The following is a 26,073-nucleotide window of genomic DNA, read 5'->3' on the forward strand; positions in this document are numbered from 1 at the left end:
AGGGCGTCATGCCTGAGGCATTCATCTACGACCACGTTCGCACCCCGCGCGGCCGCGGCAAGCCGGACGGTGCGCTGCACGAGGTCACGGCGCTCGCGCTGGCCACCGTGCCGCTGAAGGCGCTGAAGGACCGCAACAACCTTCCGGAAGATTCAGTCGACGACGTCATCCTCGGCGTGGTCGATCCGGTCGGTGAAGCCGGATCCGACATCGCGCGCTTTGCTGCGCTGAAGGCCGGCCTCGGAGAAGCCGTTCCCGGCGTGCAGATCAGCCGCTTCTGCGCCTCCGGCCTCGACGCCGTGAACTTCGCTGCGGCGCAGATCATGTCCGGCCAGCATGAGCTCGTGATCGGCGGCGGCGCCGAATCGATGAGCCGCGTCGGCATCGGCGCCTCCGGCGGCGCCTGGCCGGTGGACCCCTCGATCGCGGTGCCGGCCTATTTCATGCCGCAGGGCGTGTCAGCCGATCTGATCGCGACCAAATACGGCTTCTCGCGCGACGACGTCGACGCCTACGCGGTGCAGAGCCAGCAGCGCGCGGGCAAGGCCTGGGACGAGGGCCGCTTCAACAAGTCGGTGGTGCCGGTGAAGGACATCAACGGCCTCACCATCCTCGCCAAGGACGAGCACATGCGTCCCTCGACCACGATGCAGTCGCTGGCGCAGCTGCAGCCGTCGTTCACCATGATGGCGCAGATGGGTGGCTTTGACGGTGTCGCGGTGCAGTCGCATCCCGAGATCGAGCGCGTCAACTACGTGCACCACGCCGGCAATTCGTCGGGCATCGTCGACGGAGCCGGCGCCGTGCTGCTCGGCAGCAAGGAAGCGGGCGCGAAGTACGGCATGAAGCCGCGCGCAAAAATCCGCGCCTTCGCCAATATCGGCTCGGAGCCGGCGATGATGCTGACCGGTCCGGTCGACGTCACCGAGAAGCTGTTTGCGCGCTCGGGCATGAAGAAGTCGGACATCGACCTGTTCGAGCTCAACGAGGCTTTCGCCTCCGTCGTGCTGCGCTACATCCAGGCCTTCGACATCGACAGCGCCAAGATCAACGTCAATGGCGGCGCCATCGCGCTCGGCCATCCGCTTGGCGCGACCGGCGCGATGATCCTCGGCACCGTGCTCGACGAACTCGAGCGCACCAACAAGTCGACCGCCCTGGTCACGCTGTGCATCGGCGGCGGCATGGGCACCGCGACCATCATCGAGCGGGTGTAGGTTCGTAGGGTGGGTTAGCCGCAGGCGTAACCCACCTCTTCTGTCCCCGCAGCGAAAGACCGTGGTGGGTTACGCTTCGCTAACCCACCCTACGAATTCAGAGTCAACCGCCGCGCCTGGGATCGGCTGCGGCACCGAGGAGCAACCAACATGTCGTACAAGAACTTCAAGGTTGAGACCGACGCAGACGGCATCGCGCTCGTCACCTGGGACATCCCGGGCCGGTCGATGAACGTGCTCGACGAAACCTCGACCAACGAGCTCGAGGCGATCGTCAAGGCGACCACGGCGGATGCCGCGGTGAAGGGCGTCGTCATCACCTCCGCGAAAGAGGCGTTCTGTGCGGGCGCCGACCTGTCGATGCTCGAAGGCATGAACCAGGCCTATGCGAAGGTCTTCAAGGAACAGGGCGAGACCGCGGCGAACCAGATGCTGTTCGAGCAGAGCCGCCGCTTCTCGCTGGTGCTGCGTTCGATCGAGACGTCGGGCAAGCCGTGGGCGGCCGCGATCAACGGCCTCGCGCTCGGCGGCGGTTTCGAGATCACGCTGTGCTGCCATTATCGCGTTGCGGCCGAGAATCCCAAGACGCGCCTCGGCCTGCCCGAGGTCAAGGTCGGCCTTTTCCCCGGCGCCGGCGGCACGCAGCGCGTGCCGCGCCTGGTGCCGCCGCAGGATGCGATGACGATCCTGCTCAAGGGCGATCCTGTTACGGTCGAGAAGGCCAAGGCGCTGAATTTGATTCACGCCGTCGTTCCCGCTGCCGATCTCGTCAAGGCCGCCAAGGACTGGATCAAGGGCGGCGGCAAGGCCGTCGCGCCCTGGGACGAGAAAGGCTTCAAGCTTCCGGGCGGTCCGGTGTTCTCCAAGGCCGGCATGATGATGTTCCCGGCCGGCAACGCCATCTACCGCCGCGAGACCTACGACAATTATCCGGCCGCGCGCGCCATCATGAGCTGCGTCTATGAGGGCCTGCAGCTGCCGATCGACGCCGCGCTGCGCGTCGAGTCGCGCTACTTCGCCTCGGTGCTGCGCTCGAAGGAAGCGGCGGCGATGATCCGCAGCCTGTTCCTGTCGATGCAGGAGCTCAACAAGGGCGCGCGCCGTCCCAAGGACGTGCCGCCGACCAAGGTGAAGAAGATCGCGGTGATCGGCGCCGGCTTCATGGGCGCCAGCGTCGGCTACGTCTCGGCCCGCGCCGGCCTCGACGTCATCCTGATCGACCGCGACCAGGAGAGCGCCGACAAGGGCAAGGCGCATGCGCAGAAGGTGATCGAGGAGCAGATCAAGAAGGGTCGCGCCAAGCCCACCGATGCCGAAGCGCTGCTCGCGCGCATCACGCCGACCGCGGACTATGCCGCGCTGAAGGACGTCGACCTCGTCATCGAGGCCGTGTTCGAGGACCGCAAGGTGAAGGCGGACACCTTCGCCAAGGCGCAGCAATATCTGAAGCCGGACGTGATCTTCGCCTCGAACACCTCGACGCTGCCGATCACCTCGCTGGCCGAGGGCTTCAAGGACCAGGGCAAGTTCATCGGCATCCACTTCTTCTCGCCGGTCGAGAAGATGATGCTGGTCGAGATCATCCTCGGCAAGAACACCGGCGATGTCGCGCTCGCGACAGCGCTCGACTACGTCCGGCAGATCGGCAAGACGCCGATTGTCGTGAACGACTCTCGCGGCTTCTTCGCCAACCGCTGCGTCGGCCGCTACGTCGCCGAAGGCAACGAGATGTTCCTGGAGGGCGTGCCGCCGGCGATGATCGAGAACTGCGCCAAGATGGCCGGCATGCCGGTCGGCCCGCTCTCGTTGTCGGACGAAGTCGCGCTCGACCTCGGCCTCAAGATCATGAAGGCGACGGAGGCCGATCTCGGCCCCAACGCCATCAATCCCGATCAGAAGAAGCTGATGGTGGAGATGGTCGAGAAGCAGGGCCGCCTCGGCCGCAAGAACAGCAAGGGCTTCTACGATTACCCCGAGAAGGGCAAAGGCCAGAAGAGCCTGTGGCCGGGCTTGTCAGCGCTGCAGCCGAAGCAGCTCGACCCTGATACGCTCGACATCGAGGAGCTGAAGCAGCGCTTCCTGGTGGTGCAGGCGGTGGAAGCGGCGCGCACGGTGGAGGACCACGTCATCACCGATCCGCGCGAGGCGGATGTCGGCTCGATCCTCGGTTTCGGTTTCGCGCCTTTCACCGGCGGCACGCTGTCCTACATCGACTTCATGGGTACGAAGAAGTTCGTCGAGCTCTGCCGCAAGCTCGAGGCGAAATACGGCTCGCGCTTCACCCCGCCGAAGCTGCTCGAGGAGATGGCGGCGAAGGACGAGACCTTCTACGGCCGCTTCGCGCCGAAGAAGGCGGCGGCCTGAGAGAGACCTGCAGCCCGGATGGAGCGCGAGCGAAATCCGGGCACGCAAAGCCAAGAGGCCGGATCATTGATCCGGCCTTTTTATTGTCCGTCGCCGAACGGCGAGAATGCGCGCCCCGATACGGTCTCGCCGGCGAGACTGGCCGTCCAGCTGCCTTCGTCGCCGCGGTCGATGCGCACTTCGAAACGCCAGCCATTCTGGTTGGTGAAAGCGATGTCTGCGCCGCGCTTCGTCTTGGCGTAGCTGCACCGATATTCGGTCGGCCGGTCCGTCGCCGATCACTTGGTTCACGATGAAAAAGGCTGGATCATCCACGCCAAAATCCTGCTGCAGCCGCGCTCCGCCCTGGCACCGCTCTTGCTGATGTTTCCCGCGGATGGCCCATTGGCATCGAAGGTGTCCCGCAATGATCCCCACCGTGTCTCAAGACAGCGCAGCCGGCGTTGCGGTAAGATACGCCCCCCTGCTGCTGCTGGGTCGGTCGTGGCAACGCCGCGGGCTCCTCCGGCGGCGCAGAAAAATTCCCTCGTGGTTCGGCCTGGTCCTACTCGTTCTCCTTCTCGATATCGCGATGGCCGTGCTCGCCTGGCTCGCCGTCGATGTCGTCCTGCATTGAGAGCTCGCCCCTGTACAGGTAGAACGTCGCCGCCAAATAGGCGAGCTGGCCGGCAATCAGGCAGCCGACGACGATCGGAACGCCCGTCCAAAATCCAAAGCCCGAGCTCTGAAGGACTGTTGCTGTAACGATCGCGGTCGCCGGCGAGACCAGCAGCAGAGTCCAGACTCGGAAGATGAGCCCCGTCGCAAGGCCAGTGATTGCGCTCGCGAGCAGGAGAAGGAGTACAGCCGTCACAATAGCTTCCCGGTCCAGTGATCTGCGTCGTGTTCTCGCGCTGAAGCTGAGCCAAGTGGAGTGCTCTCACAAGGATAGTGACGGCCGCGGAGTGCACAACGCAGAGTTATTGTTAACCCTGACAATGCTCGTAAAATTGAAGTCAGTGCATCGCGGATCTTCGGATTCGGTGAATGGCGCAAGCACAGCGCCGGATCATCGATCCCGGTCTTCGTCGCTTCGCCTGCCCTGTGCGAACGGCGGACCAAAGCTCCTGCGCAGCTCGGAGGTGAGGAATTTCAGCTTGTGGTGCTCGGACCTGTCGCGGGCCGGCGCGAGCGCCTCGGCCGAAGCCTGACGGCGATCTTCTGGACAATCGCCGGGCCTTCGGTCACGATCTCGCCGCTGTCGAGGCCCGGCGCAGGGCCTGGCCCCCAGGGGTCAGCTTCAGATAGTCCTCGCCCATTTTCGAGCTTCTTGGCGCCGATTCGACCTCGACCATCTCATAGGGCAGGCCGGCTGACCGGTGGGCCATGGGGGGACGGCGAGCAGGCACCGGTCGAATCCTGCGGTTTCGCGGAATTCCGCCTGATGCTTGGTTCGGCCGAAAGAGCAACTACATGCACCTGCTTGAAATAGTCAAGATTGATGCAGGTGCATCAAATGGAGTAAGAGACGGGCGACGAACTTGAGCGGGACCATGAAACGCAAACCATCGACCGAGGCAACGGCTGCCTGGATCCGCTTGATGCGGGTGCAGAGCCGCGTGCTCGATTGCGTCGAGCAGGACTTGAAGAAGGCCGGCTTCCCACCGCTGGCCTGGTATGATGCGCTGCTCGAATTGTCGCGGGCGCCCTCGGGCGAGCTGCGGCCGGTCGAACTCGAGCGGCAGATGCTGATCCCGCAATATTCCACCTCGCGGCTGATCGACCGCCTGGTCGACGAGGGCCTTGCCTCGCGGCGCGAATGCAAGATCGACAAGCGCGGCCAGTTCGTCGAGATCACGGAAGCCGGCCGCGAGTTGCAGAAGCGGATGTGGGGCGCCTATTCGGCTGCGATCGAGAAATATGTCGGCTCGAAACTGTCCGATGCCGACGCCGTCAAGCTCAGCAATCTGCTCGATCGCCTGGGCTGCTCGTGCGGCGAGGTGAAACTGCCGCCCGCGGGCGTCAACGAAAGCATGCCGTCGCGATGATCGCGCGGCAAACCGCTCGTCCGCGCAACCGGTGGGTTCGCGGGCCATCCCTGTCACCGCGCGCGTTCGGTCGAAGCGCCTTTTGATTAGAGTTTGATATGGCGCGAGACCAGATCGATATGACGCCGCTGCAGTCACGCGACGAACTCGTCGCGTGGTTCGAGGCCGGCTGCAAGGACCCGTCCGAATTCCGCATGGGCACCGAGCACGAGAAGACGCCGTTCACGCTCGACGGCCACCGTCCGGTGCCTTACGAGGGCGCGCGCGGCATCGGTGCGCTGCTCGAAGGCATGAAGCTCTTGCTCGGCTGGGAGCCGATCATGGAGAGGGGCAACATCATCGGCCTCTACGACGTCACCGGTGGCGGCGCGATCTCGCTCGAGCCCGGCGGACAGTTCGAGCTGTCCGGCGCGCCGGTCGAGAACGTGCACCAGACCCAGGGCGAGTTGATGGCGCATCTGGCACAGGTGCGCGAGATCGCAACGCCGCTCGGCATCGGCTTCCTCGGGCTCGGCATGACGCCGTCCTGGTCGCGCGCGGATATCCCGGTGATGCCCAAGGGCCGCTACAAGATCATGACCAATTACATGCCGAAGGTCGGTCAGTACGGCCTCGACATGATGTACCGGACCTGCACCGTTCAGACCAATCTCGACTTCTCCTCCGAAGCCGACATGGTCAAGAAGCTGCGCGTCTCGCTCGCGCTCCAGCCGGTCGCGACGGCGCTGTTCGCCAATTCGCCGTTCACCGAGGGCAAGCCGAATGGCTTTCTCTCCTTCCGCTCCGAGATCTGGCGCGACACCGACAACGCGCGCGCGGGCATGATGCCGTGGGCCTTCGAGGACGGCATGGGATTCGAACGCTATGTCGACTACGCACTCGACGTGCCCATGTATTTCGTCAAGCGCGGCGAGGAATACATCGACGTGTCGGGCTCCTCGTTCCGCGCGTTCTTCGAGGGCCGCAACAACAATCTTCCCGGCGAGCGTCCGACGCTGTCGGACTGGGCCAACCATCTTTCGACGATCTTCCCGGAAGTGCGGCTCAAGCGCTATCTTGAGATGCGCGGCTCCGACGGCGGTCCGTGGGGCCGCTTGCCGGCGCTGCCGGCGTTCTGGGTCGGGCTGCTCTACGACGACGTTTCGCTCGACGCCGCCTGGGACATGGTGAAGCTCTGGACCGCGCATGAGCGTCAGGCCCTGCGCGATGACGTGCCGCGCTTCGGCTTCAAGGCCCGAATCAAGGATCGCTATCTGTTCGAGATCGCCAAGGAGTGCCTCGTTCTGGCACATGCCGGCCTGCGTCGGCGCGGCCGGATCGACCAGCTTGGCCGCGACGAGACCCGACACCTCGAGCCGCTCGATCGCATCATCGATTCCGGCCGGACGCCGGCGGAGGAGATGCTGGAGAAGTTCAACGGTCCCTGGAAGGGCTCGGTGGAACCGGTCTACGCGGAGTATGCATTCTAGAGCTTGTTTGCGCATGATCTTCTCGGAAAACCGCGTCACACTTTTCCGGATCATGCTTTAGGCCAACGATCGGGATTTGAGCCGTTCATCGCCCATACAGGTTTGCGGCGATCAAATGGCCGGCCGAAAAAACCTGAGCGTCGTCAATAACTCGAAAGCTGTTCCGATGAGGAAGGGCCGCCTGTCCGGGGCCGTCATGGCCAGCGTCGCGGCATGTGTGACGCTGTTTTCGCTTGCATTCGCGAGCGTGCCGGCGCCTGCCCAGACGGCGTTCGATCGCCCCGGCGGCGACTATTTCAGCACGCCGGTCACGTCGGGCGATCCCGAGGATTGCGCGCTGCTGTGCGAGCGCGACCGCCGCTGCCGCTCCTGGAGCTTCAGCTATCCCGACGTCGAAGGCGGCTCGGCGGTCTGCTGGCTGAAGAACACCGTGCCGCCGCGCGTGCCGGGAAGTTGCTGCATCTCCGGGGTGCGCGGCGCCGGCGTGATCGAGCCGCGGGTCGAGGGCGTCGAGACGTCGATCGACCGCCCGGGTGGTGATTTGCGCAATTTCGAGCTCAAGGACGGCGAAAGCGTGGAGGCCTGCAAGGCCGCCTGCACCGCCGACAACAAATGCCGTGCCTTCACCTATGCCCGCCCCGGCTACACCGGGCGCGAGGCGCGCTGTTTCCTGAAGAAGGAGATCAAGCCGCCGCGCCGCAAGGCCGGATTCACGTCGGGCGTGGTGCGGTAATATTCGTACTGGTGCCCCGGCGCCATCAGCGCGTTTACGCGCGTCTTCGACGCGCTATGGCGGCGCTCCTTCAGCGCTGCGCTGCAGAGCCGGAGCCCATGCCACACTGCATTCTGTTGCGCATGGGTCCCGGCTCGGCGCCGCATCGTTTCACGATGCGTCTTGTCCGGGACACGTGGGGCTTATGCATCCGCCGCAATCACCGTGAGCTCGGGCCACAGTGCCTTCCATCGCGCGGCCTTCGTCTCGTAATTGGCGGCGGAAAAGTTCGGCGCCCGGTTGGGCCTTACGATCAGCCTTGCGACGTCATCGAACCCGTGGGGCGCATAGACGTCGAAATTTCCACCGGCGGGTCGGATACCCAGCTGTGTATTCTCGGTGAGGAAACGGTCGATGCCGTCCGTCGAGCGCGTCAGCGGCGGATAGGGCAGGCCATGCTTGCCAGGGTACCACAGATGCACCCGCGCCTGGTTGCGGATCTCGATCTTGGCGCCGAGATGCGCGAGCCGCGCATGCAGCCTGCGGATCACTGCGTCTTCCGCCTCCCACGACGTATCGGGATCGAAGTAGAACACGTCGTAGTCGGCGATGCCGTGACCGATCGCACGGCCGGTGAGCACGTTCCACACCGTCTGCACCAGGCAACCCGCGACCAGCCAGGCATCCGGCAGCGCAGGCTGCGCGAGGGTGTCGGCAATCGCAGCGTTGACGGGATTTCTCAGGGCAAGCGTGAGGAATTCGTCACGGTTCATCGTGAAGGGGAGAGACCTCCGCTCAATGCACGGCGGTGAAGAACCTTGCCAGCCTGAACCCGGACAGCCAGGTCCACACCGGCTGACCGCGCATGCCGAGATCCCAGGAGCCAAGCACGGCATCGGCACGGCCGATCAGATTGTCGATCGGCAACAGGCCGACGCCGCCGGCGCGCAGCGGCACGCGGCTGTCGGCGGAATTGTCGCGGTTGTCGCCGAGCACGAAGAGATGCCCGGCCGGCACCGTCACTTCAGGCGTGTTGTCGAGCGGGCCGTTGTCGCGCATCTTGAAGATCAAATGCGAGACGCCGTTCGGCAGCGTCTCGACATAGCGATAGGCAGGCTCGCTGCCGCCACGGTCGTCCTCGGCCGCGCCGACGCCGTCGGGCTTCAGCTCGGCCGGGCGGTCGTTGATGAAGAGCTGGCCCTGCCGCATCTGGATGCGATCGCCGGGCAGCCCCACGACGCGTTTGACCCAGGCCTGCGAGCGGTCGCCGGGCCAGCGGAACACGACGACGTCGCCGAGCTTTGGCGTCTCCGCGAACACCCGGCCGCTCTCGGGCAGGCTGATCTGAATCGGCAGCGACGAGGTGCCGTAGCCATAGGGGAATTTCGAGGCGAGCAGCGCATCGCCGATCAGCAGCGTCGGCTCCATCGAGCCCGACGGCACGTAGAACGGCTCGGCGAGCGCGCCCTTGGCGATGAAGACCGCGGCGACGATGCCGGCGAGCTGCACGAGTTGCCCACCCCAGCCGCTGCTTTTCCGCTTGGGGGTGACAGTCACTTTGTCTTCCACGCTCATGCGCCCGTTCCACCCACCGTGATGCGTTCCATCAGCAGCGATGGCTGGCCGACGCCGACCGGCACGCCCTGACCGTTCTTGCCGCAGGTCCCGATGCCGGTATCGAGCGCAAGGTCGTTGCCGACCATGCGGATGCGATGCAGGTCGGTCGGCCCGTTGCCGATCAGCATGGCGCCCTTCAGCGGTGCGCCGATCTTGCCGTTCTCGATCTTGTAGGCCTCGGTGCACTGGAACACGTACTTGCCCGAGGTGATGTCGACCTGGCCGCCACCGAAATTCGCGGCAAACACGCCGTTCTTGACCGAGGCGAGGATCTCGGCGGGATCGCGGTCGCCCGCGAGCATGTAGGTGTTGGTCATGCGCGGCATCGGCACATGGGCGTAGCCCTGACGACGGCCGTTTCCGGTCGGCTTCATGTTCATCAGCCGCGCGTTCTGGCGGTCCTGCATGTAGCCGACGAGGATGCCATCCTCGATCAGCACGGTGCGGTTGGTCGGCGTGCCCTCGTCGTCGATCGACAGCGAGCCGCGCCGCGAGGCGATGGTGCCGTCGTCGACGACCGTGACGCCCTTGGCCGCGACCTGCTGGCCCATCAGGCCGGCAAAGGCGGAGGTCTTCTTGCGGTTGAAATCGCCCTCCAGGCCATGGCCGACGGCTTCATGCAGCATCACGCCGGGCCAGCCGGCGCCCAGCACGACGTCCATCTCGCCGGCCGGCGCTGGAATCGATTCCAGATTGACCAGCGCCTCGCGCAGCGCGCCGTCGGCGGCCTCGCGCCAGGATCTACTCTCGATGAACTCGGCATAGCCGGCACGGCCGCCATAGCCCTTGCTGCCGCTCTCCTGGCGGTCACCCTGGCCGGCGACGACGGAAATGTTGACGCGCACCAGCGGACGGATGTCGCGATAGCTCTCGCCGTCGGGCCGCAGGATCTCGACGACCTGCCAGGTCGCGCCAAGGCTGACGCTGACCTGCCGCACTCGCGGATCCTTGTCGCGCAGGTAAGCGTCGATCTCGGCGAGCAGCTTGACCTTGGTCTCGAAGCCGGGCGCATCGAGCGGATTGTCGTCACTATAAAGCCGCACGTTGGTATGCGCCGGCGGCGCCGCGAAGCTGCCGGAGTAGCCGCCGCGCACGGCGGCGACCGCGTCGGCGGCGCGAATCAGCGCCGGCAGCGACACGTCGGAGGAATGGGCGTAGCCAACCGCATCGTCCTTGACGGCGCGTAGGCCAAAGCCTTGCGAGGTGTCGTAGGTCGCCTGCTTCAGCCGCCCATTGTCGAACATCAGCGCTTCGGTCTGGCTGTATTCCAGGAACAATTCGCCATCGTCGGCACCCGAAAGCCCGCGCGCGACCTCGTGGCGAACCTGGTCGCGGTCGAGATTGGCACGGTCGAGCAAGGAGGTTGTTGCAGGGTTGGTCATGCGTCCGTCCATTATCGGGGGGCTGTGAGGCAAGATAATGGTTTCGGACCGGTTCCGCGAGGCGCCAAGCCTCACATTACGGAAACAATAGGATCGCTCACCGGTGCCCTATCCGCCGCTACGGCAGCTTGTCGTAGCCCTCGCCGAGCCCGTTCAGGCTGAGCGGGAAGCCGATGCCTTCTTCCGGGGTCTCGAAGATGATGAAGGTCGCGGTCTTGGCGTTCCGCAGCTGGCCCAGCAGCTTGTCGTCCATCACCACTTCCGCCACGCAGCCGTTGGGCAGGCATCTGACGAAACCGGCGCGGCCGACGTCCTGGTTGTCGAGCTTGAGGCCGAGGCCGGAGGGCAGCAGCACACCCAGCGGCGCCACCACGCGCATCAGGCGGCTCTTCTGGTCTGCGGTTTTCAGCACGATCACGGTCAGGCCGGCATTGGAGCGGTCTTCCGCCACCACGCTCTGGATCAGCGCGCATTGCTCGGTCTGGGCGCCGGGCGGGGTATCGCAGCGGATCTGCCAGTCGCCATGGACGGAGCGCACCGCGCCCTGCGCATGGGCGAGGCCGGGGAGCGCCAGGAGGACGATCGCGGTCAGGAGGGCGGTCAGCGCCAGGAGGCCGCTAGCCGGTTTTGCCATCGATCTCGAAAGCCCCATCGGGTCGGTCCCTCTGCTCGCCTGGGTCGCTCGCGCTGGCAGGCCAATCTGGCGGACTGATACGGGAATGACGGCGTCTTGAAGGCGCTTCCCAAGCAAATTCCGCGCCGCCTCGCGCCGCCGCCGCCGGCACGAATCAGGCTCCTGCGCGGCCATCCGCCAGTGCCTACCGCGGGCAATTCCGCTGTCAAGCCGCGGCATCCCGGCAAACGGTATTTTTGTTTGATGTTGCTGGGAAATATCTTGCCGGTGATGGCTGACAGACCGAGCTCAAGACTGCATTGCGATAGATCAAGAATTATGGTTTGAGAGGCTTGATTTCGCGTTCTAGCGATCTGGCCCCAATTCCTCTTAGAGGTATTCTTGCGTGGCGGTTTGTCGGACTGGCGGATCGAATAAGCGTTTCCCGGAAGCAGGGGAATGCACTTGGGGTGATTTCGTAAGGGGAGCGCGAACGGCATGAGGATGTCGATGGGTCGGGTGGGCCGGCAATTGCTGGGATTGGCCACCATCGCCTTGGTGGCGGCTGGCGTCACGCTGGGGACGGGTGGTGCGGCGTTCGCCGAGCTCGGGCAGCCGGCGCCTTGGGAGTGGACGCTGCAGCAGTCCGGTTCCCCGGTGATGGACAATATCGTCTGGTTCCACAATTTCCTGTTCGTGCTGATCACCCTGATCACGCTGTTCGTTCTGGCGCTGCTGGTGATCGTGGTCATCAAGTTCAACGCGAAGGCCAATCCGGTGCCGTCGCGGACCACTCACAACACGCTGATCGAGGTGGCCTGGACGCTGGTTCCGGTGCTGATCCTGGTCGGCATCTCGGTGCCGTCGTTCCGGCTTCTGTTCCTCCAGCTCGACATTCCGAAGGCGGACCTGACCGTCAAGGCGACGGGCAAGCAGTGGTACTGGTCCTACGCCTATCCCGACAACGGCAAGTTCGAGTTCGACTCGCTGATGGCCCAGGACAAGCAGCCCCGCCTGCTCGGCGTCGACAACGAGATGGTGGTGCCGGTCAACAAGGTGATTCGGGTCCAGACCACGGGCGCGGACGTCATCCACGCCTTCGCGCTGCCGGCTTTCGGCGTCAAGATCGACGCCATTCCGGGCCGGCTGAACGAGACCTGGTTCAAGGCCACCAAGACCGGCATGTATTACGGCCAGTGCTCGGAATTGTGCGGCAAGGATCATGCCTTCATGCCGATTGCCATCCGCGTGGTCAACGACCAGGAGTTCGCCTCCTGGGTCGAGGCGGCCAAGAAGAAATTTGCGAGCGGCGGCACCAGCACCTACGCCTCCGCGGCCGGCCCGACGCAGTAAGCGTCGGGTGACGGCTTGAGGGACTAAAAGCGATAAAAGGGCGGGACCTCCAAAGGTCCGAATGGGACGCAAGGCAGGATTTGAAAATGGCAACGAGCGCAGCGGCACACGGCGATCACGCGCAAGACCACGGACATGACGAGCACGCCCATCCGACCGGGTGGCGGCGCTACGTCTACTCGACCAACCACAAGGACATCGGCACGATGTACCTCGTCTTCGCGGTCATCGCCGGCGTCATCGGCGCCCTGATGTCGATCGCGATCCGCGCCGAGCTGATGTACCCGGGCGTGCAGATCTTCCACGAGACGCACACCTACAATGTGTTCGTGACCTCCCACGGCCTGATCATGATCTTCTTCATGGTCATGCCCGCGATGATCGGCGGCTTCGGCAACTGGTTCGTGCCGCTAATGATCGGCGCCCCCGACATGGCGTTCCCGCGGATGAACAACATCTCGTTCTGGCTGCTGCCGGCGTCCTTCGCGCTGCTCCTGATGTCGACCTTCGTCGAGGGCGAGCCGGGCGCCAACGGCGTCGGCGCCGGCTGGACCATGTACGTGCCGCTGTCGAGCTCCGGCCATCCGGGCCCGGCCGTCGACTTCGCGATCCTGTCGCTGCATCTGGCGGGCGCCTCGTCGATCCTCGGTGCCATCAACTTCATCACCACCATCTTCAACATGCGCGCGCCGGGCATGACCCTGCACAAGATGCCGCTGTTCGTGTGGTCGATCCTGGTGACGGTGTTCCTGCTGCTGTTGTCGCTGCCCGTTCTCGCCGGTGCGATCACCATGCTGCTCACCGACCGCAATTTCGGCACGACGTTCTTCGCCCCCGACGGCGGCGGCGACCCCGTGCTGTTCCAGCATCTGTTCTGGTTCTTCGGTCACCCCGAGGTGTACATCCTGATCCTGCCCGGCTTCGGCATGATCAGCCAGATCGTCTCGACCTTCTCGCGCAAGCCCGTGTTCGGCTATCTCGGCATGGCCTACGCCATGGTCGCGATCGGCGGCATCGGCTTCGTGGTGTGGGCGCACCACATGTACACGGTCGGCATGTCCTCGGCGACGCAGGCCTACTTCGTCGCGGCGACGATGGTCATCGCGGTTCCGACCGGGGTGAAGATCTTCTCCTGGATCGCCACGATGTGGGGCGGCTCGATCGAATTCCGGGCGCCGATGATCTGGGCGGTGGGCTTCATCTTCCTGTTCACGATCGGCGGCGTCACCGGCGTCGTGCTGGCGAACGCGGGTGTCGATCGCGTGCTGCAGGAGACCTACTACGTCGTCGCGCACTTCCATTACGTGCTGTCGCTCGGCGCGGTGTTCGCGATCTTCGCGGGCTGGTACTACTGGTTCCCGAAGATGTCGGGCTACATGTACAATGAAGGGCTCGCCAAAGCGCACTTCTGGGTCACCTTCATCGGCGTCAACCTGGTGTTCTTCCCGCAGCACTTCCTCGGCCTGTCGGGCATGCCGCGCCGCTACGTCGATTATCCCGACGCCTTCGCGGGCTGGAATCTGATCTCGTCGCTCGGCTCCTACATCTCCGGCTTCGGCGTGCTGATCTTCCTCTACTGCGTGATCGACGCTTTCGCCCGCAAGGTACCGGCGGGCAACAACCCCTGGGGTGCCGGCGCGACCACGCTGGAGTGGACGCTGTCCTCGCCGCCGCCCTTCCACCAGTTCGAAGTGCTGCCCCGCGTGCAGTAAGCAATCTTCCGCGGCGCCCGTGACGGGCGCCGCGGTGCTATAACGAAGCGAGTAGATCTAAGTGTCCGTCCTCGACCAGAACGCCATCGACATCAATCCCCGCATCTCCGAAGCGGAGGTCGGCGATTACATCGCGCTGCTCAAGCCCCGGGTGATGTCGCTGGTCATCTTCACCGCGCTGGTCGGGATGGCGATGGCGCCCGGGCATTTCCATCCCGTGCTGGCGATCACCTCGCTGCTCTGCATCGCGGTCGGTGCGGGCGCCTCCGGGGCCCTCAACATGGCGCTCGAAGGCGACATCGACGCCAAGATGTCGCGCACCGCGAACCGGCCGATCCCGCGCGGCCGTATCACCCGTCCCGAAGCCATGGCGTTCGGCATGACGCTCGCCTTCTTCTCGGTGATGACGCTCGGCATTCTCGTCAACTGGATCGCAGGCAGCCTGCTTGCCTTCACCATCTTCTTCTACGTCGTGATCTATACGATGTGCCTCAAGCGCTGGACCGCGCAGAACATCGTGATCGGCGGCGCCGCCGGCGCGCTGCCACCGGTGGTAGCCTGGGCTGCGGTAACGGGCACGGTCGACGTCGAGCCGCTGCTGCTGTTCGCCATCATCTTCTTCTGGACCCCGCCGCATTTCTGGGCGCTGGCACTGTTTCGCTCCGACGACTACGCGCGCGCCGGCGTTCCGATGCTGCCCAACGTCGCCGGCCCCGACGCGACCCGTCTCCAGATCCTGCTCTACACCATCGTGTTGATCGCGGTCGCCGCGGCGCCCTGGGCGCTCGGCTATTTCGATGCCGTCTACGGCATCGTCTCGCTGATCCTCGGCGCCGGCATGCTGGTGCTCGCGATCAACGTCTATATGCGTCGCGAACGCAGCCAGTCGCTGCGCGCGACCCGCAAGCTGTTTGCCTTCTCGATCCTGTATCTGTTCGCGCTGTTCGCGACCCTGCTGGCCGAGGTCGTGTACCGGGCGCTTGCTCCGATGGTTGGGGGCGCATGAGGCAGGAATGGCTGACAAACCCGAGCCAGATGGAATCGTCCTCACAGAGGCGCAGCGGAGGAGCCGTCGTCAGCGTTCGATCGCAATCGCGCTCGCGCTCGGCGTGCTCGTGGTGCTGTTCTTCGCCGTCACTATGGTCAAGGGACCGGCAGTGCTAGTGCGGCCGATGTAGGTAACATGGATCACGAGCCGACCATATCGCGGGATCAGAACCGGACGGACACGAAGCGTCGTCTCGGTGGCCTTGGTTTCAGTGGCCTTGGTTTCAGTGGCCTTGGTTTCAGTGGCCTTGGCCGCGACGCGCTGGTCGCCTCGATCTGCGGCGGCGTGGTCGCGCTGATGGTCGGTGCGTCCTACGCGGCGGTGCCGTTCTACAACTGGTTCTGCCGTGCCACGGGCTTCAACGGCACGACGCAGGTCGCGACCTCCGCGCCGGCCACCGGCCCGATCTCGCGGAGGATTTCGGTGCGCTTTGATTCCAACGTCGCGCCCGGCCTGCCCTGGAAGTTCGAGCCGGAGCAGAGCGAGATCGAGGTCAATATCGGCCAAGTCGTGACCGTCTTCTACACCGTGACCAACCAGGCCGCGCGCACCACCGCGGGCCAGGCCGCCTACAACGTCGCGCCGCTGACGGTCGGCTCCTATTTCCAGAAGATCAACTGCTTCTGCTTCACCGAGCAGACCATGGCGCCCGGCGAGAAGCGCGAGATGCCGGTCGTGTTCTACGTCGATCCCTCGATCGTCGACGACCACGAGAATGACGGGCTGAGCTCGATCACGCTGTCCTACACGTTCTATCCGGTGCGCGATCCCGTGGTGAAGCCGCTCGCCGCCAGCGAGGACAACAAACGCAAGGGAAATCTTTGACCGCCAGGCTCACGGTCAGGCGGTTGGAAACAAGGGGATAAGTGCCTGACAGGCACGGGATTGAGGAGAGAGACGGAATGGCTACGGCGCACACCAAGCATCACGACTATCACCTGGTCGATCCCTCTCCCTGGCCGGCCGTCGGCTCGCTCTCGGCCTTCATCATGGCGGTCGGCGCGATCGCCTGGATGCACCACATGTTCTCGGCCGCGCCGATCGTGTTCGGCGTCGGCACCGTGGGCGTGCTCTACACCATGGCGAGCTGGTGGGGCGATGTGATCAAGGAAGCCCAGTACAAGGGCGACCACACCCGGGTCGTGCAGCTGCACCACCGTTACGGCATGATCCTGTTCATCGCCTCGGAGGTGATGTTCTTCGTCGCCTGGTTCTGGGCCTATTTCAATGCCGCGCTGTTTCCGGCCGACGCCGTCCATGCCACCCGCGATGCTGTGTTCGGCTGCGGCCTCGGCACGCAGCCCGGCGCCTGCTCTGTTCCCGGCACCTGGCCGCCGAAGGGCATCGAGACGTTCGATCCCTGGCATCTGCCGCTCCTGAACACGCTGATCCTGCTCACTTCCGGCACCACCGTGACCTGGGCGCACCATGCGCTGCTCGAGAACGACCGCCAGGGCCTGAAATACGGCCTGATCCTCACCGTCGTGCTCGGTGCGCTCTTCACCTGCGTGCAGGCCTATGAGTACAGCCACGCGGCGTTCTCCTTCGCCGGCAATGTCTATGGCGCGACCTTCTTCATGGCGACCGGCTTCCACGGCTTCCACGTGCTGGTCGGCACCATCTTCCTGCTGGTCTGCCTGTTCCGCGCCTATGCCGGCCATTTCACGCCGAAACAGCATCTCGGCTTCGAGTTCGCCGCCTGGTACTGGCACTTCGTCGACGTGGTCTGGCTGTTCCTGTTCCTCTGCATTTACGTCTGGGGACGCGGCGCCGAGACCATGGCCCACGCCGCCCACTAAGCTGCATCGAACCGATCAGAAAGGGCGGCCCCAGGGCCGCCCTTTCGCTTGCCGGCCGCCGAACGTTCGGCGGAAACTGTGATAGGGTCCGCCATCATGAACGACACCGCCGGCCCACCGCAGCCCGAAACCACCGTCCTGCAAAGCGCGATGCGCGGGCTCGCTTGCAAATGCCCGCGCTGCGGCCAGGGCAAGCTTTATGCGGGCTTCCTGACGCTCGCGCCCGCGTGCGACCGCTGCGGCCTCGACTATGCCTTCATCGATACCGGCGACGGCCCGGCGATCTTCATCATCATGCTCGCCGGCGGCATCGTTGTTGCGTGCGCACTCATCGTCGAAGTCAAATACCAGCCGCCATATTGGCTTCATGCCGTGCTCTGGCTGCCGCTGATCCTCGCCACCACGCTGCTGCCGCTGCGTGCGATGAAATCGCTGCTGATCGCGCTGCAGTTCCACCACAAGGCGGCGCCGGGCCGGTTGGTCGACCGCGCAAAATGAGCGAGCCCGCGCGCAAGGCCCGCGTGGGCGGCTTCGCGCTGTTCACGCTGTTCCTGACGGCTGCGTTCGTCGCGCTCGGTGTCTGGCAGTTGCAGCGCCGGACCGCCAAGCACGAGCTGATCGCGGCACTCACCGAGCGGCTTGCGGCGGCGCCCGTCGCACTGCCGCCGTCGGCGCTGTGGACCGCGCTGAATCCTGCTCGCGATGAATTCCGCCGCGTCAGCTTCACCGCCACCTACGCGGCCCTGCCCGATGCGATGGTCTATTCCTCCGGCTCCGCGGTGCGCAAGGACGCTTCCGGCCCCGGCACCTGGGCATTTCTGCCGGCGCGGCTATCCACGAGCGAGACGGTCGTGATCGATGCGGGCTTCGTCGAGAACACGATGCAGGATCGCGGTGTCGAGGATCGCGCGGTGAAGAAGCTCGTCACGGGCCAACCGACGGCGCTCACCGGCTATCTGCGCTTTCCCGAGGCGCCGGGCTGGCTGACGCCGGCGGAGAATCGCGACAAGCGGCTCTGGTTCGTGCGCGATCACCTGGGAATCGCGAGTGCGCTCGGCTGGGGTACGGTCGCGCCGTTCTATGTCGATCTCGAGCATCCCGCGCCCGCGAACGGCATTCCGCGCCCGGGACCGCTCGACGTGAATCTGAAGGACGATCACCTGCAATATGCGGTGACCTGGTTCACGCTGGCCGGCGCCGTTCTGATCGCCTTTGCCGTATGGGCAAGAGGCCGGCGGCAGGGCTGAGCTTGTTCGGAACCATCTTGAGGGAACCCGGTATCGCCCGGGGTTTATTATTCAGCGCATATTCACGAGTGTGGTCCTAAGCCGCTGGTTCTTTTCGCGGCAGACAGGATTGCGGCGTGAGCGATTTCGACCAGATGGGAATTATCGTCGATTGGGTGGACGCCTGCCGGAAGGGCGACCTCACGGCGCTGCTCGATCTCTATGCCGATGACGCCCAGCTCGAATGCGCGTGCAACGGCACGCAGCGATATCAGGGACGGAGCGAGCTCGAAGCCTATTGGCAGCCGCGGCTCAGCGCCTTCTCCTCGGCAGGTTTCGGGCTGGAGGAAATCCATCCGACGCCCCACGGCGTCGATCTCGAATATTCCGTCGCCGGCGCGCTGCGCATTCAGGCCTCGTTTCGTTTCAACCCGGAAGGCAAGATCCGCAGCACAATATGCGAGCCCGCGCGCCAGAACGCGCATGACGGCTGCGTATGCTAGTCTAGCCTGCTGACGGCGCGTCCCGCGTCGTTTCGACAGGAAGACGGCAGCGGACGTAAGTTCGCTCATCCACGCGCAACAGGGACAGCGATCCGCTGAGCGCGCGCACGCGCTCATGCATGCCGGTCAAGCCCCGGCCGAAGACGTTGCCCGCTGGAAGGCCGCCGCCGTCGTCGGAGATCTCGATCGCGAGCGTCTCGCCGGCGACGGTCGCCCTTACATGGGCGTTGCTGGCGTTGGCATGGCGCAGCACGTTGGTCAGTGCCTCCTGGATCAGCCGATACATGGTTTGGGCCGCCGGCCCGTCGATCGCGTTCAGATCGGCGTCGATCGTGTCCGTCAGGATGATGTGCGGTGCCTGATTGCGAAAGGTCCGGAGCAGCGTCTGCACGCTGGTCGAAAGGCCGAGTTCCTCGATATAGAGCGGCCGCAGCCGGTCGAGGATACGACGATTGGTCTGCTGGAGCGCCTCGACCGATTGCAGCAGGCTCTGTGCGGAATTGCCGAAATTTCCCGCCGGCGGCGCAGCCTCGACCAGCGCGATCGTGCCGGCGCGGATGCTGAACAGCAGCGGTCCGAGTTCGTCGTGCAGTTCGCGGGCGAGATCGCGCCTCTCGTCGTCCTGGAGCGACACCAGCCGGTGCATCAGATCGCGATTGTCCTGGCTCAGTTGCGCCAGCGTTGCAGCCAGCGCATTCGCCTCTTCGCAGCCTTGCCGGATTTCCGGCGGACCCCCGACCGGAATCGGCCTGGTGTAATCGCCCCGTCGCCGCGTGAGACCTTGGCCGAGATCTTGCAGAGGCCGCAGGACGGATCCCGCCAAGACATAGGCGATCGTGCCGGTAAGAACCATCAGCACGGCGACCAGGCTGGTGAGCGCGAGAAAGCCGATCCATTTCTCGAACAGATCGGCCGACATGTCCTGCAGGAATACGATATCGCCGATGCGTCTGCCGTCGATCATCACCGGGGATGCCGCGTCCATGTCGGGGGTGGCGAGAAGATCGATGAACCATTGCGGCACGCCATGCGGCTTGTGCAGGCCGTCCTTCGGTGACGGTGCGGGACCCGCATCCAAGGCGCGGAATTGGATATCGGAGGAGGTGTCCAAGGAATGGACAAAGGCGTCGAGCGTCCGCCGTGGATTGTCCGATGTGCGCAGCGTGTCGTTGAGCGCGGCGGCGATGGCCTCTGTCGAACGCCGTCTCGGCTCGTTCTCCGCCGCCAGTTGGTCCGTTGCGAATATATGGAGCAGCACGCCCGCCAGGATCAGCGCCGCCAGAAAGCTGGCGCCGAGCGGAAGAAACAGTTGCGTCCTGAACGAAAGTCGTTGCCACATTAGGTCAATTCTAACGCGCCCCGGCGGGATTTACCCTTTCCATTTATTCCCGCCGGTCTATGAGTCGAAAAACAAGAGAGTGCGCGATGCAAGATACCGCCAAGCTAGCGACCAGGGTCCTGATCGTCGACGACCATCCCGTGGTGCTGTCCGGTTGCCGCACCCTGTTCGCGTCCGACCATTCAATTCGCATTGACGAGGCGAGCGACGCCAAATCCGGGCATCGCGCCTATGTCAGCAAGCGGCCCGACGTCACCGTGATCGACATCAGCCTGCCCGATGTCTCCGGCTTCGAGCTGATGCGACGCATCCGCAAGGACGATCCCGACGCCAAGATCATCATGTTCAGCATGAACGACGATCCGGCCTTCGTGGTGCGGGCAGTCGAGCTCGGGGCGCAGGGCTATGTCTCCAAGGGCGACGATCCCCGGATCCTGCTGAAAGCGGTGCGCAAGGTGGTCGCGGGCGACAATTTCATCTCGCCGCAACTCGCCGAGGCCGTGACGTTTTCCGGTGCGGCCATCAAAGCCAATCCGGCCTCACAGATGACGCCGCGGGAGCTTGAGATCCTGCGCCTGCTTGGACGCGGCGACAAGATCGTCGAGGTCGCCGAGGCGCTCGGCATCTCTTACAAAACCGTGGCCAACACCACATCCCTGCTCAAGCAGAAGCTGGGCGCCAAGAACCACTCCGACCTGATCCGGATCGCGGTGGAAATCGGGATGAACTGATCTTCTGCCAGCGACCGAACCGGCTGCTCCAGGATGCAGCGGTTCGGTCGACGGATCGACGCCGCCGTTGGCCGGGCAATGCATGGGCAACGGGCGGCACCCATCCGCGGACACAATGAGCCGGACCTGTATTCGTTCCTGCAGCAGAAGGTGCTTCGGGAAAGAGTAGCATTCTGAACTAAGCCTCCGGCTGAATTGCATCAGTCGGCGCCCGGAACGATTCGGGAAAAACAGGAACATTTTACGGCCAGCACGGTTTTGGCCTTGACGACTTCGTGGCAGGCGACGAATGCTTGCCGGAACAGTTTTGACGGGCGCGACCCTGACGAGGCAAACCGGTCTGCACACAACGACAGACCTTCCAAGAGAAGGGCTGCGGCAATGCCGCAGCCCTTTTTCATTGGGCGACGGAAGGGCCGGAAGCGGTTTCCCGATGCCGCAAAACACTTTATGGTAGCCCAAAGCCTCTGGCTGTTATCAAGTAGTTTCGTAAGATCAAAGGCTTAAGGACCTGGCCTCGGTTCGGCCCGGCCTTTGGAGGGCAGTTTGACTCGTTATATCTCGACCCGGGGCGAGGCCCCCGAACTCGGCTTCTGTGACGTGATGCTGACCGGGCTTGCCCGCGACGGGGGCCTGTATGTGCCGGCGACCTGGCCACAGCTCCCGACCGAGACGATCGCCGGCTTCTTCGGCCGGCCCTATTGGGAGGTCGCGGTCGACCTGATTCGTCCCTTCGCCGGCGGCGAGATTTCGGACGCCGAGCTTGGTCGTATGGCGAACGAGGCCTATGCCACCTTCCGCCATCCCGCGGTGGTGCCGCTGCGCCAGATGTCGCCGCACCAGTTCGTGCTCGAGCTGTTCCACGGCCCGACGCTCGCCTTCAAGGACGTCGCGATGCAGCTGATCTCGCGGCTGATGGACCACGTGCTCGCCAAGCGTGGACAGCGCACCACCATCGTGGTCGCCACCTCCGGCGACACCGGCGGCGCAGCGGTCGAAGCCTTTGCGGGACTCGAGAATGTCGATCTCATCGTGCTGTTTCCGCACGGCCGCATCTCCGAGGTGCAGCGGCGAATGATGACGTCGACGGGCGCGGCCAACGTCCATGCGCTCGCCATCGAGGGCACCTTCGACGATTGCCAGGCGATCGTGAAGGGGATGTTCAACAACCATCGCTTCCGCGATGCGACCTCGCTGTCCGGCGTGAATTCCATCAACTGGGCGCGCATCGTCGCCCAGGTGGTCTACTATTTCACCTCCGCCGTTGCCGTTGGGGCGCCGGCGCGCGCGGTCGATTTCGTCGTGCCGACGGGCAATTTCGGCGACATATTCGCCGGCTACGTCGCCAAGCGCATGGGGCTGCCGGTGCGGACCCTGCGCATCGCCGCCAACGTCAACGACATCCTGGCGCGGACGCTGAAGACCGGAATCTACGAGGTGCGCGAGGTGCACGCGACGGCGTCGCCGTCGATGGACATCCAGATCTCGTCCAATTTCGAGCGGTTGCTGTTCGAGGCGAGCCGGCGCGATGCAGCAGGCGTGCGCCGTCTGATGGAATCGCTGAAGCAGTCCGGACGTTTCGTGCTGCCCGACGCGACGCTCGCCGCGATCCGCGAGGAGTTCGATGCAGGGCGCGCCGACGAGACCGAGACTGCGGCTGCGATCCGCGCCGCCTGGCGCGAAGCAGGCGAACTGGTCGATCCCCACACGGCGGTGGCGCTCGCCGTTGCGGACCGCGATACCACCGACACGAGGGTGCCGAGCATCGTGCTCTCCACTGCCCATCCGGCCAAATTCCCCGACGCTGTCGAGGCGGCCTGCGGCCAGCGGCCGCAATTGCCGGCCTGGCTGGACGGCTTGATGACCAAATCCGAACACATGAGGGTGATGAAGAACGATCAGGCCGAGGTCGAGCGGTTCGTGCTGTCGGTCAGCCGCGCCGCAAAGCAGGGAGTTGCCGGATGAGCGTCGAGATGACCAAACTTGCCTCCGGCCTGACCGTCGTCACCGACGAGATGCCCCATCTCGAGACTGCAGCGCTCGGGGTCTGGGCCGGCGTCGGCGGACGCGATGAGAAGCCGAACGAGCATGGCATCTCGCACCTGCTCGAGCACATGGCGTTCAAGGGCACGACCAAGCGCTCCTCGCGCGAGATCGTCGAGGAGATCGAGGCGGTCGGCGGTGACCTCAATGCCGGCACCTCGACCGAGACCACGTCCTATTACGCGCGGGTGCTGAAGGCCGACGTGCCGCTCGCGCTCGACGTGCTCGCCGACATCCTCGCCAATCCAGCCTTCGAGCCCGACGAGCTGGAGCGCGAGAAGAACGTGATCGTGCAGGAGATCGGTGCCGCGCAGGACACGCCCGACGATGTCGTGTTCGAGCATCTGAACGAGCTCTGTTATCCTGACCAGCCGATGGGCCGTTCCCTGCTCGGCACGGCCAAGACTCTGCGCGCCTTCAACCGCGACATGCTGCGCGGCTACCTCTCGACCCACTATCGCGGGCCCGACATGGTGGTGGCGGCCGCCGGCGCGGTCGATCACAGTCAGGTCGTCGCCGAGGTCGAGAGACGCTTTGCCAGCTTCGAGGGGACGCCGGGGCCGAAGCCGCAGACCGCTCAGTTCGGCAAGGGCGGCACCAAGGTGGTGCATCGCGAGCTCGAGCAGGCGCATCTGACGCTGGCCCTGGAAGGCGTGCCACAGAGCGACGCGTCGCTGTTCTCGCTCCAGGTCTTCACCAACATCCTCGGCGGCGGAATGTCGTCGCGCCTGTTCCAGGAGGTGCGCGAGAAGCGCGGCCTCTGCTACTCCATCTATACCTTCCACGCGCCTTATTCCGACACCGGCTTCTTCGGCCTCTACACCGGCACCGACCCGGCCGACGCGCCGGAGATGATGGAGGTCGTGGTCGACATCATGAATGATTCGGTGGAGACGCTGACCGACGCCGAGATCGCCCGGGCCAAGGCGCAGATGAAGGCGGGCCTGCTGATGGCCCTGGAGAGCTGCTCCTCCCGTGCCGAGCAGCTTGCCCGGCATGTGCTCGCCTATGGGCGGCCGCAGACGGTGCAGGAACTGGTGGCCCGGATCGATGCCGTCAGCATCGAATCGACGAGGGACGCGGCGCGTGCGCTGCTGTCGCGGAGCCGGCCCGCCGTTGTCGCATTGGGCAGTGGCAGGGGTCTGGACACGGCCGTATCTTTTGCGGAAGGATTGACCCGGGCGCGCGCCAAGGCGCGGCTGCATTAGGAGCTGTGCTAGGGAGCCCCACCCCGGAAAGCATCACCATGGCCCTCTTTCGCCTGCCATCCAGTGGACCCGCCACCCTCGCCCCACGCGGCAACGGGCTGCTGCTGCGCGCGCCGCAAATGTCGGACTTCCTGCAATGGGCTCATTTGCGCGAAACCAGCCGCGACTATCTCACGCCCTGGGAGCCGATCTGGCCGTCCGACGATCTCACCCGGTCCGGCTTCCGGCGGCGCCTGCGCCGCTATTCCGAGGACATTGCCGCGGACCGCTCCTATCCCTTCCTGATCTTCCGTGAGCTCGACGGCGCCCTGGTCGGCGGCATCACGCTTGCCAATGTCCGGCGCGGCATCGTGCAGGCCGGCACCATCGGCTATTGGGTCGGCCAGCCTCATGCCCATCGCGGCTACATGACGGCCGCGCTGCGGGTGTTGCTGCCGACGCTGTTCGGCGAGCTCAATCTGCACCGGGTCGAGGCCGCCTGCATCCCCACCAATGCGCCGTCGATCCGGGTGCTGGAGAAGTGCGGCTTCTCGCGCGAGGGCCTGGCGCGCCGTTATCTCTGCATCAACGGGGTCTGGCAGGATCACCTGCTGTTCGGCCTGCTGCACGAGGATTTCCGCGGCTGAGCCGCTATCCCGTGAGGGCAAGGTCTCCCTGCTTGCCACCTTTTTGCTGCCTTGGGTTCGCCGATTTTGACGATATAACGGCGCGGACCGGCCGGTGGTTGGGTCCGGATATTGTGATGGAGTATGGGTGTCGATGGTGAAGGAGCTTCGGTCATCGCGGAGGGCGTTGCGGCGGGGGACAGCGGTCGCGTTGGCGCTGTCGATTGCGCTCGTGTGTGTCTCGCCGGTGACGGCCCAATCCTTGAGCGACCGCTTCAAGAGCCTGTTCGGCGGCAAATCGGACGAGCAGGCGCAGCCCAATCCGGCGCCCGCGCCCGCGCCCGGCCAGCCAGCCGATGACGAGCTCGATTGCCCGCAGGTCACCGTGCGCGCCGGCGCCTCTACCTATGCCGTCGGTGCGAACGGCAAGCAGGCTGTCGGTAACGACATCCGCTTCCAGGCCACGATCACCAAAATGGCGCGCGAATGCGCCCGGAATGGCGGCGACATCACCGCCAGGATCGGAATCCAGGGCCGCGTCATCGCCGGTCCCGCGGGTGCGCCTGCTACAGTCGACGTCCCATTACGTATCGCGGTGGTGCAGGGCGGCGTCGGCGAGAAGGTGATCGCCTCGAAGGCCTACCGGACCACGGTCGCGATGTCGGAGGGCGGCAGCGTGCCCTTCACCTTTGTCGCCGAGGATATGAGCTATCCGGTGCCCTCGGCCAAGGATGCCGATTCCTACATCTTCTATGTCGGCTTCGACCCGCAGGCCCTCTCGCCCGAGCCGAAGGCGCGGAAGAAGAGATAGTCGTCCGTTAAGAAGCCGAATTGAGCGGGGCCGGACAGGCGCGCGTGCGCCAGAGCTGGATCAGGAACAGGCACAAGAGTTCTCTGATCCAGGCGAGGATGCGGCGGAAGTTGTGGCCGACGGCTGAGAGGATGACGTTGGCCGCATCGCCGGCGCGGCCTTTGAGGTAGCAGCGGCCGAGGTGGCCATCGGTCTTCAGGTGTCCGATGATGGGTTCGATGGCGGAACGGCGGCGCAGCTCGCGCTTGATGACACCGAAGACGCCGCGCTTCTGGCCAGAGATGAAGATTCGGC

Annotated in this window: 26 protein-coding genes; 19 read left to right on the forward strand and 7 right to left on the reverse strand. The window is 64.9% G+C overall.

The window, feature by feature from the left end; all coding sequences use genetic code 11:
* The first annotated feature begins 8 nt into the window (after positions 1-8).
* Both H1B27_RS30310 and H1B27_RS30315 read left to right on the forward strand, forming a co-directional pair.
* Positions 9-1,217, forward strand: coding sequence for an acetyl-CoA C-acetyltransferase (locus H1B27_RS30310; protein ID WP_197968575.1), 1,209 nt, complete (start codon positions 9-11; stop codon positions 1,215-1,217).
* A gap of 150 nt (positions 1,218-1,367) precedes the next feature.
* Positions 1,368-3,581 carry an FAD-dependent oxidoreductase gene (locus tag H1B27_RS30315; RefSeq protein WP_061882501.1) on the forward strand — a complete coding sequence of 738 codons (2,214 nt, stop codon included), beginning with the start codon at positions 1,368-1,370 and terminating at the stop codon, positions 3,579-3,581.
* A gap of 544 nt (positions 3,582-4,125) precedes the next feature.
* On the opposite strand, the gene H1B27_RS30320 is transcribed toward H1B27_RS30315, so the two are convergent.
* On the reverse strand, positions 4,126-4,434 hold the full coding sequence (locus tag H1B27_RS30320; protein ID WP_061882500.1) for a hypothetical protein: 309 nt from the start codon (positions 4,432-4,434) through the stop codon (positions 4,126-4,128).
* 679 nt (positions 4,435-5,113) lie between these two features.
* Between H1B27_RS30320 and H1B27_RS30325 the strand changes: the two genes are divergently transcribed.
* The 3 genes from H1B27_RS30325 to H1B27_RS30335 all read left to right on the forward strand — a co-directional run bounded on the left by H1B27_RS30325 (position 5,114) and on the right by H1B27_RS30335 (position 7,810).
* Positions 5,114-5,608 carry a MarR family winged helix-turn-helix transcriptional regulator gene (locus H1B27_RS30325; RefSeq protein ID WP_061882499.1) on the forward strand — a complete coding sequence of 165 codons (495 nt, stop codon included), beginning with the start codon at positions 5,114-5,116 and terminating at the stop codon, positions 5,606-5,608.
* A gap of 98 nt (positions 5,609-5,706) precedes the next feature.
* Complete coding sequence (locus H1B27_RS30330) at positions 5,707-7,077, forward strand: glutamate--cysteine ligase (protein ID WP_061882498.1); 1,371 nt, start codon at positions 5,707-5,709, stop codon at positions 7,075-7,077.
* Between the two features lie 166 nt (positions 7,078-7,243).
* Positions 7,244-7,810 (forward strand): PAN domain-containing protein, encoded by a 567-nt coding sequence (locus H1B27_RS30335; protein ID WP_061882703.1) that lies wholly within the window; start codon positions 7,244-7,246, stop codon positions 7,808-7,810.
* Between the two features lie 182 nt (positions 7,811-7,992).
* On the opposite strand, the gene H1B27_RS30340 is transcribed toward H1B27_RS30335, so the two are convergent.
* From H1B27_RS30340 to H1B27_RS30355, 4 genes are all read right to left on the reverse strand, one after another.
* Entirely contained in the window at positions 7,993-8,562 is a 570-nt protein-coding gene (locus H1B27_RS30340) for a nucleotidyltransferase family protein (RefSeq protein WP_197968576.1), read from the reverse strand.
* Positions 8,563-8,584: 22 nt separating this feature from the next.
* Complete coding sequence (lepB, locus tag H1B27_RS30345) at positions 8,585-9,364, reverse strand: signal peptidase I (protein WP_061882496.1); 780 nt, start codon at positions 9,362-9,364, stop codon at positions 8,585-8,587.
* Positions 9,361-10,788, reverse strand: a complete 1,428-nt coding sequence (gene tldD, locus H1B27_RS30350) for a metalloprotease TldD (protein WP_197968577.1) — start codon at positions 10,786-10,788, stop codon at positions 9,361-9,363. Before tldD ends, lepB begins: the two co-directional genes overlap by 4 nt.
* 118 nt (positions 10,789-10,906) lie before the next feature.
* On the reverse strand, positions 10,907-11,440 hold the full coding sequence (locus H1B27_RS30355) for an invasion associated locus B family protein (RefSeq protein WP_061882701.1): 534 nt from the start codon (positions 11,438-11,440) through the stop codon (positions 10,907-10,909).
* Positions 11,441-11,899: 459 nt separating this feature from the next.
* On the opposite strand from H1B27_RS30355, the gene coxB reads away from it, so the two are divergent.
* The 9 genes from coxB to H1B27_RS30400 all read left to right on the forward strand — a co-directional run bounded on the left by coxB (position 11,900) and on the right by H1B27_RS30400 (position 19,042).
* A complete protein-coding gene (gene coxB, locus H1B27_RS30360) occupies positions 11,900-12,754 on the forward strand; it encodes a cytochrome c oxidase subunit II (protein WP_061882495.1) in 855 nt (284 codons plus the stop codon).
* Positions 12,755-12,840: 86 nt separating this feature from the next.
* A complete protein-coding gene (ctaD, locus tag H1B27_RS30365; protein ID WP_061882494.1) occupies positions 12,841-14,466 on the forward strand; it encodes a cytochrome c oxidase subunit I in 1,626 nt (541 codons plus the stop codon).
* A 61-nt stretch (positions 14,467-14,527) separates the two neighbouring features.
* Entirely contained in the window at positions 14,528-15,472 is a 945-nt protein-coding gene (locus H1B27_RS30370) for a heme o synthase (protein WP_061882493.1), read from the forward strand.
* A gap of 7 nt (positions 15,473-15,479) precedes the next feature.
* The gene (locus H1B27_RS30375) at positions 15,480-15,644 is read left to right on the forward strand and encodes a cytochrome c oxidase system small membrane protein (RefSeq protein WP_131872116.1); all 165 of its coding nucleotides are present in this window, start codon (positions 15,480-15,482) and stop codon (positions 15,642-15,644) included.
* A 5-nt stretch (positions 15,645-15,649) separates the two neighbouring features.
* Positions 15,650-16,339, forward strand: coding sequence for a cytochrome c oxidase assembly protein (locus H1B27_RS30380; RefSeq protein ID WP_197968578.1), 690 nt, complete (start codon positions 15,650-15,652; stop codon positions 16,337-16,339).
* A gap of 77 nt (positions 16,340-16,416) precedes the next feature.
* A complete protein-coding gene (locus H1B27_RS30385) occupies positions 16,417-17,313 on the forward strand; it encodes a cytochrome c oxidase subunit 3 (protein ID WP_197968579.1) in 897 nt (298 codons plus the stop codon).
* A gap of 96 nt (positions 17,314-17,409) precedes the next feature.
* Positions 17,410-17,811, forward strand: a complete 402-nt coding sequence (locus H1B27_RS30390) for a DUF983 domain-containing protein (RefSeq protein WP_061882490.1) — start codon at positions 17,410-17,412, stop codon at positions 17,809-17,811.
* Positions 17,808-18,560 (forward strand): SURF1 family protein, encoded by a 753-nt coding sequence (locus tag H1B27_RS30395; protein WP_197968580.1) that lies wholly within the window; start codon positions 17,808-17,810, stop codon positions 18,558-18,560. Before H1B27_RS30390 ends, H1B27_RS30395 begins: the two co-directional genes overlap by 4 nt.
* Positions 18,561-18,676: 116 nt before the next feature.
* Entirely contained in the window at positions 18,677-19,042 is a 366-nt protein-coding gene (locus H1B27_RS30400; protein ID WP_061882488.1) for a nuclear transport factor 2 family protein, read from the forward strand.
* Position 19,043: 1 nt separating this feature from the next.
* On the opposite strand, the gene H1B27_RS30405 is transcribed toward H1B27_RS30400, so the two are convergent.
* Positions 19,044-20,381 carry a histidine kinase gene (locus tag H1B27_RS30405; protein ID WP_197968581.1) on the reverse strand — a complete coding sequence of 446 codons (1,338 nt, stop codon included), beginning with the start codon at positions 20,379-20,381 and terminating at the stop codon, positions 19,044-19,046.
* Positions 20,382-20,467: 86 nt separating this feature from the next.
* Between H1B27_RS30405 and H1B27_RS30410 the strand changes: the two genes are divergently transcribed.
* The 5 genes from H1B27_RS30410 to H1B27_RS30430 all read left to right on the forward strand — a co-directional run bounded on the left by H1B27_RS30410 (position 20,468) and on the right by H1B27_RS30430 (position 25,779).
* The gene (locus H1B27_RS30410) at positions 20,468-21,112 is read left to right on the forward strand and encodes a response regulator transcription factor (protein ID WP_028178165.1); all 645 of its coding nucleotides are present in this window, start codon (positions 20,468-20,470) and stop codon (positions 21,110-21,112) included.
* A 546-nt stretch (positions 21,113-21,658) separates the two neighbouring features.
* Positions 21,659-23,077, forward strand: coding sequence for a threonine synthase (gene thrC / locus H1B27_RS30415; protein WP_061882486.1), 1,419 nt, complete (start codon positions 21,659-21,661; stop codon positions 23,075-23,077).
* A complete protein-coding gene (locus H1B27_RS30420) occupies positions 23,074-24,363 on the forward strand; it encodes a M16 family metallopeptidase (protein ID WP_197968582.1) in 1,290 nt (429 codons plus the stop codon). The genes thrC and H1B27_RS30420 overlap by 4 nt, the downstream gene beginning before the upstream one ends.
* A 38-nt stretch (positions 24,364-24,401) precedes the next feature.
* On the forward strand, positions 24,402-24,989 hold the full coding sequence (locus tag H1B27_RS30425; RefSeq protein ID WP_028178162.1) for a GNAT family N-acetyltransferase: 588 nt from the start codon (positions 24,402-24,404) through the stop codon (positions 24,987-24,989).
* Between the two features lie 133 nt (positions 24,990-25,122).
* Positions 25,123-25,779 (forward strand): hypothetical protein, encoded by a 657-nt coding sequence (locus H1B27_RS30430; RefSeq protein WP_197968584.1) that lies wholly within the window; start codon positions 25,123-25,125, stop codon positions 25,777-25,779.
* Positions 25,780-25,786: 7 nt separating this feature from the next.
* Here the strand turns inward: H1B27_RS30430 and H1B27_RS30435 are convergent.
* A partial coding sequence (locus H1B27_RS30435) for a transposase (RefSeq protein WP_197965649.1) occupies positions 25,787-26,073 on the reverse strand: 287 nt, incomplete at its 5' end.

It is taken from the genome of Bradyrhizobium diversitatis (assembly GCF_016031635.1).
In the GTDB taxonomy this organism is placed as follows: Bacteria; Pseudomonadota; Alphaproteobacteria; order Rhizobiales; family Xanthobacteraceae; genus Bradyrhizobium; species Bradyrhizobium diversitatis.

Bases quoted from the DNA above. Each gene is read 5' to 3' on its own strand.
- H1B27_RS30310 (WP_197968575.1), top strand. From the start codon at position 9: ATGCCTGAGGCATTCATCTACGACCACGTTCGCACCCCGCGCGGCCGC.
- H1B27_RS30315 (WP_061882501.1), top strand. From the start codon at position 1,368: ATGTCGTACAAGAACTTCAAGGTTGAGACCGACGCAGACGGCATCGCG.
- H1B27_RS30325 (WP_061882499.1), top strand. From the start codon at position 5,114: ATGAAACGCAAACCATCGACCGAGGCAACGGCTGCCTGGATCCGCTTG.
- H1B27_RS30330 (WP_061882498.1), top strand. From the start codon at position 5,707: ATGGCGCGAGACCAGATCGATATGACGCCGCTGCAGTCACGCGACGAA.
- H1B27_RS30335 (WP_061882703.1), top strand. From the start codon at position 7,244: ATGAGGAAGGGCCGCCTGTCCGGGGCCGTCATGGCCAGCGTCGCGGCA.
- H1B27_RS30340 (WP_197968576.1), bottom strand. From the start codon at position 8,562: ATGAACCGTGACGAATTCCTCACGCTTGCCCTGAGAAATCCCGTCAAC.
- lepB (WP_061882496.1), bottom strand. From the start codon at position 9,364: ATGAGCGTGGAAGACAAAGTGACTGTCACCCCCAAGCGGAAAAGCAGC.
- tldD (WP_197968577.1), bottom strand. From the start codon at position 10,788: ATGACCAACCCTGCAACAACCTCCTTGCTCGACCGTGCCAATCTCGAC.
- H1B27_RS30355 (WP_061882701.1), bottom strand. From the start codon at position 11,440: ATGGGGCTTTCGAGATCGATGGCAAAACCGGCTAGCGGCCTCCTGGCG.
- coxB (WP_061882495.1), top strand. From the start codon at position 11,900: ATGAGGATGTCGATGGGTCGGGTGGGCCGGCAATTGCTGGGATTGGCC.
- ctaD (WP_061882494.1), top strand. From the start codon at position 12,841: ATGGCAACGAGCGCAGCGGCACACGGCGATCACGCGCAAGACCACGGA.
- H1B27_RS30375 (WP_131872116.1), top strand. From the start codon at position 15,480: ATGGCTGACAAACCCGAGCCAGATGGAATCGTCCTCACAGAGGCGCAG.
- H1B27_RS30380 (WP_197968578.1), top strand. From the start codon at position 15,650: ATGGATCACGAGCCGACCATATCGCGGGATCAGAACCGGACGGACACG.
- H1B27_RS30385 (WP_197968579.1), top strand. From the start codon at position 16,417: ATGGCTACGGCGCACACCAAGCATCACGACTATCACCTGGTCGATCCC.
- H1B27_RS30390 (WP_061882490.1), top strand. From the start codon at position 17,410: ATGAACGACACCGCCGGCCCACCGCAGCCCGAAACCACCGTCCTGCAA.
- H1B27_RS30395 (WP_197968580.1), top strand. From the start codon at position 17,808: ATGAGCGAGCCCGCGCGCAAGGCCCGCGTGGGCGGCTTCGCGCTGTTC.
- H1B27_RS30405 (WP_197968581.1), bottom strand. From the start codon at position 20,381: ATGTGGCAACGACTTTCGTTCAGGACGCAACTGTTTCTTCCGCTCGGC.
- H1B27_RS30410 (WP_028178165.1), top strand. From the start codon at position 20,468: ATGCAAGATACCGCCAAGCTAGCGACCAGGGTCCTGATCGTCGACGAC.
- H1B27_RS30420 (WP_197968582.1), top strand. From the start codon at position 23,074: ATGAGCGTCGAGATGACCAAACTTGCCTCCGGCCTGACCGTCGTCACC.
- H1B27_RS30425 (WP_028178162.1), top strand. From the start codon at position 24,402: ATGGCCCTCTTTCGCCTGCCATCCAGTGGACCCGCCACCCTCGCCCCA.
- H1B27_RS30430 (WP_197968584.1), top strand. From the start codon at position 25,123: ATGGTGAAGGAGCTTCGGTCATCGCGGAGGGCGTTGCGGCGGGGGACA.